This is a genomic window from Bradyrhizobium sp. CAR08 (assembly GCF_052871955.1).
In genome coordinates this window covers 208,996-220,940 of sequence record NZ_JBIXJX010000009.1, presented here as the reverse complement: position 1 = coordinate 220,940, position 11,945 = coordinate 208,996, and the positions used below count along the sequence as shown (strand labels likewise).

The following is an 11,945-nucleotide window of genomic DNA, read 5'->3' as shown; positions in this document are numbered from 1 at the left end:
AAAAAAGGCGCGCTTCGCCCGGAACCGGGATCGGCGCCGATGGGGTTGTCAGCGAACGTAGGAAGAACGGAGACGGATTTCCAGTGGGACTTGCGAATCGTCAACGGATTGTTGGCGCACTGGCGGCATCTGGCAGGAGCAGGGTGGAACTGCGCGGCAACGTGCCCGACAAAACAAAAAGGCCGGCACAAGGCCGGCCTTTCGTAACGCGGATGGCGTTGGGGCTAAGTACTGAACTCAGTACTTGGCGACCACCGGGCCCCCGAAGTGATAGTTCACGCCGACCTGCACGGTGTGAAACTCGAGCGTGCCGGAGGGCAGGGCGCCCGAGAAGTAGGTCTCGCCGCCGAGGCTGCGAAAGAGGTACTCGCCCTTGACCGACCACTGCGGAGCGAAGAACGCTTCGACGCCCGCACCGACGGTCCAGCCGGAGTGCCACTTGCTGTCGGAAACGGTCACGCCGAGCGCGCTGACGCTGAGCTTGTTGTCGATCCAGGCGTAACCACCGGTGCCGTAGAACAGGACGTTGTTGACGGCGTAGCCGATGCGGCCGCGCACGGTTCCCATCGCATCGGTTTTGGAGCTGAGGGTGGTGCTGACGAGGCCGAAGCCGGGGACGGCAACGGGGCCGGTGACCGACGCGCTGACATCAGCCCAGGAACCATCGGCCTCGACGCCGAGCACGACATTGCCGGTCTGCCAGTTGTAGCCGGCAGTACCGCCGACGAAGCCGCCCTTCATCTTCGGGTCGGTCGAGGAATTTTCCCAAGCGCCGCCACCGACGATACCGAGGTAGAAGCCGGTCCAGTTGTAGACCGAAGCCATGGCCACCGGGGCCTTGGTGTAGGGGCGCGCCGCGAGATCAGCGGCCGAAGCCGGGGCGGCGAGAGCGAACAAACAGGCCGAAGCCAACAAAACCTTTTTCATTTTCAACTAATCCCAGTCCCAGTTTCTGATTGTGCCTTCCACGATAGGGAGGGCATCGGACTCACTTGCCCAACTGATGCCGTACTTACACCAGTGAAGCCGCAAGTTGTGTCACTCAAAAGCAACAACGGTCGGAAAACGGAACGGTTATTGACCGATTAATATTGGAGAACTGCACAGCAAAAGGCCGGCGCAAGGCCGGCCTTCGAAGTGCGATATGTCCAGCGCGATCAGTACCTTGCGATGGCCGGACCGCCCCAGCGATAGTTCAAGCGGACCAGGCCCATGTCTACGTCCTGGCGAATCCGGTCGCTGCCGAATACCGCACCCGCGGGCGTTGTGAAGCCGATCGTGCGATCGCCAAGGAAGATGTGGTCGTACTCAAAGCCCAGCGACCAGTTCGGGGCGAAGCCGAATTCCAGACCGGCTCCGACCGTGCCACCCCAGCGAGTCTCCCGGGCCGAAGCCAGCAGCGCGCCCGCGCCGGGCGTACCCGCAGCAGCGTAGATGTCGTACTTGTCACCGACGACGGCGGCGCCGCCCTTCACGTAAAGCAGCACGTTGTTCCAGGCGTAACCGACCTGACCGGTGATGAGACCGAAAGCGTCGATGCGGGAACGGTTGCGATCACCCGTCACCAAAGCGGTACCAGGGAAGAGGGTGCTCACGTTGTCGCCCCGGAAATCAGCCCAGTTGCCCTGGCCTTCCAGACCGAACACCCAATTGGCGGACTGCCAGCGATAGCCGATCTGGCCGCCGACGGTGCCCCCTGTTGCATTGTGACAGCCTTCGCCGACGAGAACGCCGGTCGCGGGCGTGACGAAGTCCCAGCACTTGTGGCTGGAGCCACCGCCGCCGTTGATGCCGATGTAGAAGCCGCTCCAGTCGTAGATGGCGGCAACCGCCGGCGGCGGGGCTTTGGTGTAGGGACGCGCGGCCATGTCCGCCGCGCTTGCGGGAGCGGACAAGCCCATCGCCACTGCACCGATTGCACAAATAAGAAGCTTATTCATTGCCAGTCTCCCCAGGTTTCGTCCGCTTCTTATTTCCCCGAAGCGGCTGATCAGGCGCGAGGGCCCATATGAACTAAGTCCGAGGCAACCGTAGCTCTACGGAGCGGCAGAGTCCGTCTCCCAAATGCAACAAGACCGGGGCAGTGCGAGTACCCACAACTTGCTGAATGTTAAGTTCTTTCTTCCATTTTTGGGAACCTACAAAGGTTCCAATCGACGCGTGCCTTCCGCAACACGTTTAGCCGATCGATCCCACACCTCATTGCTGTCCTCCGCCAAGAACAAATCTGGAACGAACCGGAGGTCGATGCTATATGTGGGGATAACCGGAGGGGTGACGGACTGATCGTCGTCCGCAAGTGTTCGGCGAGCGTATAGGGTCGCCTCAACAGGCACGGCGGAACGCGGGAGCGGACCGGCCTTCTTGAATTCAGTGGCATTCGGAGCGGAGAGCGGAGATGGCGGGAAGCGTCAACAAGGTCATTCTGGTTGGAAATCTCGGCAAGGATCCTGAAATCCGCCGCACCCAGGACGGGCGGCCGATCGCCAATCTGAGCGTCGCGACCTCGGAGACGTGGCGCGACAAGGCGACTGGCGAGCGCAAGGAAAAGACCGAGTGGCACCGCGTCGTGATCTTCAATGAAGGGCTCTGCAAGGTCGCCGAACAGTATCTGAAGAAGGGCGCCAAGATTTACGTCGAGGGTGCGCTCCAGACCCGCAAATGGACCGACCAGAGCGGTGTCGAAAAGTACTCGACCGAAGTCGTGCTCCAGGGGTTCAACTCGACCTTGACGATGCTGGACGGTCGTAGCGGCGGTGGCGGAGGCGGCAGCTTCGGCGACGAGCCGGGCGGCGATTTCGGCTCCTCCGGTCCGGTCAGCAGCGCGCCGCGGCGCCCTGTTCCCGCCGGCGGCGGTGGCCGCAACAGCGACATGGACGACGATATCCCGTTCTGAGCGATTCCGCTCCAAGAACGCGGCGCCTGATGCGGACGCGCCGGCCGGATGGGCGGCGCTTCTCATCTCATGTCAGAACATCCCACTAATCGACAGGACGGGCTCGGCATTTCCGGGCCCGCTTCATGTTTGGGGTGAGCTCGGATTGCGGCTTGGCAAACGCGCCGACGCGGCAAGCTCACCGCGCGGTTTTCCACGCGTGAGCGGCGATTTTGCAAGGCCGATGCGAGTGCTGTCCGAGACACCGCTCGCAAGGGCTTAAGTTGTTGGAAAAATAGGCGGAAAAAGCGCTTCCCAGAACGCCGCGAGGGTGGTTATCAGAGGCTCGATGCGCTATATGATTCCCAGATAAAACCTCACCGGATTTCCCCTTGGCTGACGACGACGACAAGCCCGGCGACCAGCCGGCGCAACCCTCGGATATTCGCCCCGTCTCCATCTTCGAGGAGATGAAGAAGTCCTATCTCGACTACGCCATGAGCGTGATCGTGGCGCGGGCGCTGCCTGACGCCCGCGATGGCCTGAAGCCGGTGCATCGCCGCATCCTGTACTCGATGAACGAGCAGGGGCACACGCCGGACAAGAAGTACGTCAAGTCCGCCCGCGTGGTCGGTGACGTCATCGGTAAATATCATCCGCATGGCGACCAGTCGATCTACGACGCCATGGTCCGGATGGCGCAGGACTTCTCCATGCGCGTGCCGCTGATCGACGGCCAGGGCAATTTCGGCTCGGTCGACGGCGATCCCCCGGCTGCCTATCGTTATACCGAAGCCCGATTGACGAAGGCGGCGCTGGCTCTGCTGGCCGACATCGACAAGGACACGGTCGACTTCCAGCCGAACTACGACAACAACGAGACCGAACCGTCGGTCTTGCCAGCCAAGTTCCCGAACCTTCTCGTCAACGGCGCCGGCGGCATCGCGGTCGGCATGGCGACCAACATCCCGCCGCACAATCTCGGCGAGGTCATCGACGCCTGCGTCGCGCTGATCGACAACCCCGCGCTCACCATCGACGAGCTCATCAACATCGTGCCGGGACCGGACTTCCCGACCGGCGGCGTCATCCTCGGACGGCAGGGCATCCGCGCCGCCTATCACCTCGGCCGCGGCTCGGTCATGATGCGCGGCAAGGTCGCGATCGAGACCATCCGCAAGGAGCGCGAGGCGATCATCATCACCGAGATTCCCTACCAGGTGAACAAGGCGACGATGGTCGAGCGCATCGCCGAGTTGGTCAAGGAAAAGAAGATCGAGGGCATCGGCGACCTGCGCGATGAATCCGATCGCGACGGCTACCGCGTCGTCATCGAATTGAAGCGAGACGCCGTGCCGGATGTGGTGCTCAATCAGCTCTACAGGTTCACGCCGCTGCAGACGAGCTTCGGCGTCAACATGGTGGCGCTCGACAGCGGCCGTCCACGGGTCATGCACCTGAAGGACCTGCTGGCGATCTTCGTCGACTTCCGCGAGCGGGTCGTCACGCGGCGCACCAAGTTCCTGCTCGCCAAGGCCCGAGATCGCGCCCATGTCCTGGTCGGTCTCGCCATCGCAGTCGCCAATATCGACGAGATGATCCGCGTCATCCGGACCTCGCCCGACCCGACCACCGCCCGCGACACCCTGATGTCGCGCGACTGGCCGGCCCGGGACGTCGAGGACATGCTGACGCTGATCGACGATCCGCGCCACCGCATCAGCGAGAACGGCACGATCCGGCTGTCGATGGAGCAGGCGAGGGCCATTCTCGATCTGCGCCTGCAACGCCTCACCGCACTCGGCCGCGACGAAATCCGCGAGGAGCTCGACAAGCTCGCCGGCGAGATCGCCGACTATCTCGACATCCTGCGCTCGCGCGACCGCGTGCTGGGCATCATCAAGTCCGAGCTCGCCGAAGTGAAGGCCGAGTTCGCAACCCCGCGCCGCACCGTCATCATCGAGCAGGAAGGTGAGGTCGAGGACGAGGACCTGATCCAGCGCGAGGACATGGTCGTCACCGTCTCGCACGCCGGCTACGTCAAGCGCGTGCCGCTGTCGGCCTACCGGGCCCAGCGCCGCGGCGGCAAGGGCCGCGCCGGCATGCAGACCCGCGATGAGGATTTTGTCAGCCGGCTGTTCGTGGCGTCCACGCATACTCCGATGCTGTTCTTCTCCTCGCGCGGACAGGTCTACAAGATCAAAGTCTGGCGCCTGCCGATGGCCGCGCCGAATGCGCGCGGCAAGGCGCTGATCAACATCCTGCCGCTGGAGCAGGGCGAGCGCATCACCACCATCATGCCGCTGCCGGAGGACGAGTCCACCTGGGGCAATCTCGACGTGATGTTTGCCACGACAGGCGGCAACGTCCGGCGCAACAAGCTGTCCGACTTCGTGGATGTCCGCCGCTCCGGCATCATCGCGATGAAGCTCGACGACAATGAAGCGATCGTCGACGTGCAGATCTGCACTGAGCACGACGACGTGCTTTTGACCGGCGCCGGCGGCCAGTGCATCCGCTTCCCCGTGACCGACGTGCGGGTGTTCACCGGCCGCACCTCGATGGGCGTGCGCGGCATTGCGCTTGCCGAGGGCGACAAGGTGATCTCGCTGGCGATCCTCCGCCACGTCGAGACGACGTCCGACGAGCGCTCGGCGTACCTGAAGATGCGTCGTGCGGTCGCCGGCGAAGCTGCGGCCGAGGAGCCGGCGGCGGACGCCGAGGCCGAGGAGACCTCCGGCAGCTTCCAACTCGCCCAGGAGCGTTACGTCGAGATGTCAGCGCAGGAGCAGGTCGTGCTGACCGTGTCCGTCAACGGTTACGGCAAGCGGACGTCGTCCTACGAGTACCGCACCACGGGCCGCGGCGGCAAAGGCATCGTCGCCATGAGCGTCAACAACCGCAACGGCAACCTCGTAGCGTCGTTCCCCGTGGAGGATGCTGATCAAATCATGCTGGTTACCGACAAGGGCCAGCTGATCCGCTGCCCGGTCGAAGGCATCCGCGTCGCCGGCCGCTCGACCCAGGGCGTGATCGTGTTCGACACCGCGGAGGACGAACACGTCGTCTCGGTCGAGCACATCACGGAAGAGGCCGAGAGCGGAAACGGGGCGAATGGGGAGTCGAACGGGGAGTGATGCGTCACCCCCTAGCCCGGATGGAGCGCAAGCGAAATCCGGGTTCTTCATTCGGACGGCTGTCCCGGATTGAGTTGTGCTCGATCCGGATACTTCACTGACCAGCTAAATCTCCAGCTCCGTGCCGAATTCCACCACCTGCTTGGTCGGTACGCCGAAGAACGCGGCGGAGCGTTCGGCGTTGCGTTGCAGGAAGGCGAACACGGTTTCGCGCCAGACCCACATGCCCGGCACGTCCTCGCGCGGGATGATGGTCTCGCGGCCGACGTAATAGGTGATGTCGGAGAGATCGATGCCGGGCAGCTTGCCGTGGCGGCAGGCGAAGGTCAGCCCTTCGTAAATCGTCGGGTTCTGCATGAAGCCGTAATGCAGAACGACGCGGGTAATGCCGGGAATGATCTCGATCACCTCGATGCGGTCTTCGTCGGCGATGTGAGGAAGCTCCTCGATCAGCACGGTGACCAGGACGATGCGCTCGTGCAGCACGTGGTTGTGCTTGACGAACTGGGTCAGTGCCAGCGGCACGCCGCGCGGCGCCGAGGCCAGGAACACGGCGGTGCCGGGGAGTCTGGCGCTGCACTGGTTGACCGCGGTCTCGATCAGATCCTCCTCGGGCTGGCGCAGCTTCGCGCGTGCGGCTTCGACGAGCTTCACGCCGCTGCGCCAGGTCAGCATCAGGAAGGCGACGAAGCCCGCCAGCATCAGCGGAAACCAGCCGCCCTCGAACAGCTTGATCGAATTGGCCGAGAAGAAGATCAAATCGATCACGAAGAAGAAGCCGTTCACGGCAACCACGAGCCACGGTGAATAGCCCCACTGGATCGCGACCAGGGCGGCGAGCAGCGTGGTGATCGCCATCAATAGCGACACCGCGATGCCGTAGGCGCCGGCCAGCGCCTCCGAGCTGCCGAAACTCAGCACGGCGCCGAGCGTTGCGGCGGCGAGCAGCCAGTTCACCAACGGCACGTAGATCTGACCGATCGCGTCGCTCGTGGTGTGACGGATCTGCATGCGCGGCAGGAAGCCGAGCTGGATCGACTGCTGCGTCAACGAGAACACGCCGGAGATGATGGCTTGCGAGGCGATCACGGTCGCGACCGCCGAGAACGCGACCAGCGGATAATGCAGGGCGTCGGGGCAGAGCTGGAAGAACGGATTTTCGATCATGGTGGGATCGGTGATCAGCAGCGCGGCCTGGCCGAAATAGTTCAGCACGAGCGCAGGCAGGCAGATCGCGAACCAGGCCAGCCGGATCGGCAGGCGGCCGAAATGCCCCATGTCGGCGTACATGGCTTCGCCGCCGGTCACCGCGAGGAAGGCGGCCCCCAGGATCGCGAAGGAGACATGAAAATCCTGATGGATCAGGAAGTCGAACGCATAGAGCGGGCTGAGCGCCGCCAGCACCGCCGGCGCCTTGACGATGCCGTGGATGCCGAGCGCTGCCAGCACGAAGAACCAGGCCAGCATCACCGGTCCGAAGATGCGGCCGATGAAGCCGGTGCCCTGCTTCTGCATCATGAACAGTCCGATCAGGATGACGACGGTCACGGGCACAACCGCCGGCGCGAGCGAGGGTGCGTCGACCTTCAGACCTTCGATGGCTGAGAGCACGGAGATGGCCGGCGTGATCGCGCCGTCCCCGTACAGTAGCGCGGCGCCGACGAGGCCGACGACCAGCAAATGCGCGCGCCAGGTACCGGGTTGAGCGTTGCGGGCATGCAGCAACGCCAGCAGCGCGACGATGCCGCCTTCGCCGCGGTTATCCGCACGCAGAATCAACAGCGCATATTTCAGTGAGATGATCAGCAACAGCGCCCAGAGGATCAGCGAGGCGACGCCCAGAACGGCATCGTTCGTCAAAGTGCCGCCATGGGCGGCGGCCTTGGCGGCTTCCTTCAGGGCGTAGAGGGGGCTGGTGCCGATATCGCCATAGACCACCCCGAGGGCGCCCATGGTCATGGCAATCGGCAGTGGATCAGGTTGATGGCCGGAGGCGACTGCAGGCGTGCTGGACAATGGCGACCCCCCGATGGGATCGCGCCCGACGGGTCATTCCGACGGGCGCGAGCATCAGGCAGTGTGCGACGGGACGTCGCAAATATCCATGGGGTATATCTTTGGGGTTTATCTTGAGAGTTAGCTGACGCGAAACTGACAGACCCCCACTACGGAGTACGGTTGGCAGTCACAAGGCGAGCCTCGCGGATGTTGGCTTTGGTGCCGGCCTGGCGGAGGCAGGACGCTTCGAAATTCGGCCAGGCCTGCTGCGAGCAGTCCTTGCCGACGGTACGGATATCGAGCCGGTCGCTCTTGGCAAGCGGCTGCGGCACGCTCGCCTCGACGGTGGGGGCGAAGCCGGGCAGGAGCGTGAGGGTGGCAGCAACACACGCAGAAATGGCGATCGCCGAAAGAGCCTTGATCATGACAGTCCCCTGTGATGCGGCCGCTACGCCCAGTGTGCGGCCCGTCGTTCGTTGGCTGGATTAGTAACCATGGCCAGTTTCCGGACGTCTTCGCGAACGCGGGAAATGGTTTCGTTCGCGCTCCGTTTTGTGTCGTGGCCGCCCTCAGGACGAAACAATTCGGCGCATTCCGACACGCTTCTGCGGAAAAACCGCCAGGGAACCTGACCGGCTTGCCGGGCCGGGCAGGGCGCGGTAGGACGTGGCCATGCCGCGCATTGCTTTCTATCCAGGTTCCTTCGACCCCATCACCAACGGCCATCTGGACGTGGTCCGGCACAGCGTGTCGCTGTGCGACAGGCTTGTTGTCGCGATCGGGGTGCACCCCGGCAAGAAGCCTCTGTTCTCGACCGAGGAGCGGCTGAAGATGCTCCATGACGTCTGCGGGCCGGTGGCCGCCCAGGCCGGCTGCGTGCTCGAGGCCGTGACGTTTGACGATCTGTCGGTGACCTCGGCGCGCAAGCACGGTGCCACGATCATGATTCGGGGCCTGCGCGACGGCACCGACCTCGACTACGAGATGCAGCTCGCCGGCATGAACGAGGCCATGGCGCCCGAGGTGCATACGATCTTCCTGCCGGCCTCTCCCATGGTCCGCCCGATCACCGCCACTTTGGTGCGCCAGATCGCTGCCATGGGCGGGGATGTCTCGGCCTTCGTTCCGCCGCTGGTTGCGGCCCAGCTCAAGGCAAAATTCGCCTGATAACGGCGCGTTTCCTTTCTCATCTCTGATCCGGAGTTGTCATGATCCGAATTCTCGCAGTTCTTGCCGCGGTTCTGTTCGCGGTGCCGGCCTTCGCGCAAGCCTTGCCGGCCGGCCTCGACAAGGCCAACGCCATCGTCATCGACTCCACCAAGGGCCGCATCGTCATCAAGCTCCGGCCGGACCTTGCGCCCCAGCACGCCGAGCGCATCAAGCAGCTCGCGCGCGAGGGTTTTTACAACAACGTGCCGTTCCACCGCGTCATGGATGGCTTCATGGCGCAGACCGGCGACGGTCAGAACTTCAATGGCACCGGCGGCTCGAAATATCCGAACCTGAAGCAGGAATTCTCGAAGGTGCATTTTGCGCGCGGCATCGTCGGCATGGCCCGGCGCGGCGACAGCGTCGACACCGCCAATTCGCAGTTCTTCATCATGTTTGCCGACGGCGGCAGCCTCGACAACCAGTACACCGTGATCGGCGAGGTCGTGCAGGGCATGGACGTCGTCGACAAGCTGAAGAAGGCGCCTCCCGGATCGAGCGGCGGCACCGTCACCGACCCCGACAAGATGGTGAAGGTGCAGGTCGCTTCCGACATCAAGTAGGAGCGGCGATGGCGCGCTCCGGTGGCAAGCTCCTGCTGGTTGCCGCGGTGCTGCTGCTCGGCGTCCCGGGCGCGGTCGCCGAGGACGCACAGGTCAACACCATCCAGGACATCTTCCGGCATTTGCGCACCTGCTGGAAGCCGCCGCCCGCCGCCAGGGCCCGCCCGATCGACATCACCGTCGTGGTGAGCTTCAACCGGGCTGGAAACATTCTGGGCCATCCGAGGATTACCTATGAATCCGCGGAGGCTTCCGACAATGACCGGCTGCAATACCGGGTCGCGGTGATGGAGGCATTGCAACGCTGCACGCCGATGCCATTTACCGATGCGATGGCCGGCGCCGCTGCGGGGCGTCCGTTCGCGATCCAGTTTCGCAACCGCAAGTCTTCACCTGACAGGACTTCACCCCCAACCCAAGAGAGACGAGCATGAGCGCCACCGAAAACACACTGATCCTCGAGACCACGCAGGGCCCCGTCACCATCGAGATGCGGCCTGATCTGGCGCCCGGCCACGTCGCACGCATCAAGGAACTCGTGCGCGAAGGCTTCTACGACGGCATCGTGTTCCATCGCGTGATCGACGGCTTCATGGCGCAGACCGGCTGCCCCCAGGGCACCGGCACCGGCGGCTCCGGCCAGAAGCTGAAGGCCGAGTTCAACAAGGAGCCGCATGTGCGCGGCACCACCTCGATGGCGCGCGCCGCCAGCCCGGATTCCGGCGATAGCCAGTTCTTCATCTGCTTCGACGATGCCCGCTTCCTCGACAACCAGTACACGGTGTGGGGCAAGGTCACCGAGGGCATGGAGAACGTCGACAAGATCAAGCGTGGCGAGCCCGTGCAGAATCCCGACAAGATCGTCAAGGCGCGGATGGCGGCTGACGCGGCGTAGGCGTTCAACCCTCATGGTGAGGAGGCGCGTAGCGCCGTCTCGAACCATGAAGGCCGAGCTGCAGCAGTGGGGCCTTCATCCTTCGAGACGCGCGTTCCGCACCCCTCAGGATGAGGAGTGACTGTGCGGCCCTGAGTCCGAGATGCGCACCGATCTCTTCGATTTCGACCTGCCCGCCGAGCGCATCGCATTGCGCCCGGCGAGCCCGCGCGACTCCGCGAAGATGCTGGTCGTCGATCACGGCACGCTGCGCGACCAGGTCGTGGCTGACCTGCCGCAATGGCTGAAGCCGGGCGACCAGCTCGTCGTCAACGACACCAAGGTGATCGCGGCGCAATTAAAAGGCCGTCGCATCGGCCGCGAGACCGAGCCGAAGATCGAGGCAACGCTGATCAAGCGCCTCGACGGCTCGCGCTGGCAGGCGTTGGTGAAGCCTGCCAAGAAACTCATCGCCGGCGACCGCATCCGCTTCGGCAATGAGGGCAAGGTCTGCCTGCTCGGCCATCTCGACGCCGAGGTCGAGGCGAAGGGCGGGGAAGGCGAGGTGACGCTGTCATTTTCGTTTCACGGCCCGACGCTGGATCAAGCCATCGCCGATCTCGGCAGCCCGCCGCTGCCGCCCTACATCGCCTCGAAACGCACGCCTGATGATCAGGATCTCGCCGACTACCAGACCATGTTCGCTGTGAACGAAGGCGCCGTTGCCGCGCCGACAGCAGGCCTGCATTTCACCCCGGCGCTGGAGCAGGCGATGCACGCGCGCGGCGTCGGCATCAATCGCGTCACGCTGCATGTCGGGGCAGGGACCTTCCTGCCGGTGAAGGTGGACGACACCGAAGGCCACAAGATGCATGCCGAGTGGGGCACGCTGTCGGCCGAAACGGCGGAGCAGCTCAACACTGCGCGCAAGAACGGCGGCCGTATCATCGCGGTTGGCACCACGTCGTTGCGCCTGATCGAAAGCGCAGCCAGCGAGGACGGCACCATTGAGCCGTTCGCCGCCGAGACGTCGATCTTCATCACCCCCGGCTATCGCTTCCGCGCCGTTGATATTCTGCTGACCAATTTCCATTTGCCGAAGTCGACACTGTTCATGCTGGTGTCGGCGTTCTCCGGGCTGGAGGCGATGCAGCAAGCCTATGCACACGCGATCGCAACCGGCTATCGGTTCTATTCGTACGGGGATGCCTGTTTGCTGTTTCCGGCGCGGGAGTGACGCGGGCGGCGTTCTCGTGCTATACTGCTCATACGTTTTGCATGGATCGAGT

General features: G+C 63.9%; 11 protein-coding genes. 7 read left to right on the top strand and 4 right to left on the bottom strand.

Features of this window, described 5'->3' with window-relative positions:
• Window positions 1–237: 237 nt before the first annotated feature.
• Both ACIPUD_RS20605 and ACIPUD_RS20600 read right to left on the bottom strand, forming a co-directional pair.
• Window positions 238–927, bottom strand: a complete 690-nt coding sequence (locus ACIPUD_RS20605) for an outer membrane protein (protein ID WP_018457996.1) — start codon at window positions 925–927, stop codon at window positions 238–240.
• A gap of 230 nt (window positions 928–1,157) precedes the next feature.
• A complete protein-coding gene (locus ACIPUD_RS20600; protein WP_026233477.1) occupies window positions 1,158–1,940 on the bottom strand; it encodes an outer membrane protein in 783 nt (260 codons plus the stop codon).
• A gap of 458 nt (window positions 1,941–2,398) precedes the next feature.
• Here ACIPUD_RS20600 and ACIPUD_RS20595 point away from each other — a divergent pair, with 458 nt between their 5' ends.
• Both ACIPUD_RS20595 and gyrA read left to right on the top strand, forming a co-directional pair.
• Window positions 2,399–2,896, top strand: a complete 498-nt coding sequence (locus ACIPUD_RS20595) for a single-stranded DNA-binding protein (protein ID WP_446481442.1) — start codon at window positions 2,399–2,401, stop codon at window positions 2,894–2,896.
• Window positions 2,897–3,267: 371 nt separating this feature from the next.
• Complete coding sequence (gene gyrA, locus ACIPUD_RS20590) at window positions 3,268–6,012, top strand: DNA gyrase subunit A (protein WP_085353167.1); 2,745 nt, start codon at window positions 3,268–3,270, stop codon at window positions 6,010–6,012.
• Between the two features lie 105 nt (window positions 6,013–6,117).
• On the opposite strand, the gene ACIPUD_RS20585 is transcribed toward gyrA, so the two are convergent.
• Both ACIPUD_RS20585 and ACIPUD_RS20580 read right to left on the bottom strand, forming a co-directional pair.
• Window positions 6,118–7,971, bottom strand: a complete 1,854-nt coding sequence (locus ACIPUD_RS20585) for a potassium transporter Kup (protein WP_085353166.1) — start codon at window positions 7,969–7,971, stop codon at window positions 6,118–6,120.
• Window positions 7,972–8,177: 206 nt separating this feature from the next.
• Window positions 8,178–8,435, bottom strand: coding sequence for a hypothetical protein (locus tag ACIPUD_RS20580; protein ID WP_018457991.1), 258 nt, complete (start codon window positions 8,433–8,435; stop codon window positions 8,178–8,180).
• A gap of 247 nt (window positions 8,436–8,682) precedes the next feature.
• Here ACIPUD_RS20580 and coaD point away from each other — a divergent pair, with 247 nt between their 5' ends.
• From coaD to queA, 5 genes are all read left to right on the top strand, one after another.
• Window positions 8,683–9,177: a pantetheine-phosphate adenylyltransferase gene (coaD, locus tag ACIPUD_RS20575; protein ID WP_018457990.1), complete on the top strand. Its 495-nt coding sequence runs from the start codon at window positions 8,683–8,685 to the stop codon at window positions 9,175–9,177.
• Between the two features lie 41 nt (window positions 9,178–9,218).
• Window positions 9,219–9,782, top strand: coding sequence for a peptidylprolyl isomerase (locus ACIPUD_RS20570; protein WP_018457989.1), 564 nt, complete (start codon window positions 9,219–9,221; stop codon window positions 9,780–9,782).
• An 8-nt stretch (window positions 9,783–9,790) separates the two neighbouring features.
• Window positions 9,791–10,216, top strand: coding sequence for a hypothetical protein (locus tag ACIPUD_RS20565; protein ID WP_446481441.1), 426 nt, complete (start codon window positions 9,791–9,793; stop codon window positions 10,214–10,216).
• On the top strand, window positions 10,213–10,677 hold the full coding sequence (locus ACIPUD_RS20560; RefSeq protein ID WP_018457987.1) for a peptidylprolyl isomerase: 465 nt from the start codon (window positions 10,213–10,215) through the stop codon (window positions 10,675–10,677). Before ACIPUD_RS20565 ends, ACIPUD_RS20560 begins: the two co-directional genes overlap by 4 nt.
• Window positions 10,678–10,819: 142 nt before the next feature.
• Window positions 10,820–11,893 (top strand): tRNA preQ1(34) S-adenosylmethionine ribosyltransferase-isomerase QueA, encoded by a 1,074-nt coding sequence (gene queA, locus ACIPUD_RS20555; RefSeq protein ID WP_446481440.1) that lies wholly within the window; start codon window positions 10,820–10,822, stop codon window positions 11,891–11,893.
• Window positions 11,894–11,945 lie beyond the last annotated feature (52 nt).

Bases quoted from the DNA above. Each gene is read 5' to 3' on its own strand.
- ACIPUD_RS20605 (WP_018457996.1), bottom strand. From the start codon at position 927: ATGAAAAAGGTTTTGTTGGCTTCGGCCTGTTTGTTCGCTCTCGCCGCC.
- ACIPUD_RS20600 (WP_026233477.1), bottom strand. From the start codon at position 1,940: ATGAATAAGCTTCTTATTTGTGCAATCGGTGCAGTGGCGATGGGCTTG.
- ACIPUD_RS20595 (WP_446481442.1), top strand. From the start codon at position 2,399: ATGGCGGGAAGCGTCAACAAGGTCATTCTGGTTGGAAATCTCGGCAAG.
- ACIPUD_RS20585 (WP_085353166.1), bottom strand. From the start codon at position 7,971: ATGACCATGGGCGCCCTCGGGGTGGTCTATGGCGATATCGGCACCAGC.
- ACIPUD_RS20580 (WP_018457991.1), bottom strand. From the start codon at position 8,435: ATGATCAAGGCTCTTTCGGCGATCGCCATTTCTGCGTGTGTTGCTGCC.
- coaD (WP_018457990.1), top strand. From the start codon at position 8,683: ATGCCGCGCATTGCTTTCTATCCAGGTTCCTTCGACCCCATCACCAAC.
- ACIPUD_RS20570 (WP_018457989.1), top strand. From the start codon at position 9,219: ATGATCCGAATTCTCGCAGTTCTTGCCGCGGTTCTGTTCGCGGTGCCG.
- ACIPUD_RS20565 (WP_446481441.1), top strand. From the start codon at position 9,791: ATGGCGCGCTCCGGTGGCAAGCTCCTGCTGGTTGCCGCGGTGCTGCTG.
- ACIPUD_RS20560 (WP_018457987.1), top strand. From the start codon at position 10,213: ATGAGCGCCACCGAAAACACACTGATCCTCGAGACCACGCAGGGCCCC.
- queA (WP_446481440.1), top strand. From the start codon at position 10,820: ATGCGCACCGATCTCTTCGATTTCGACCTGCCCGCCGAGCGCATCGCA.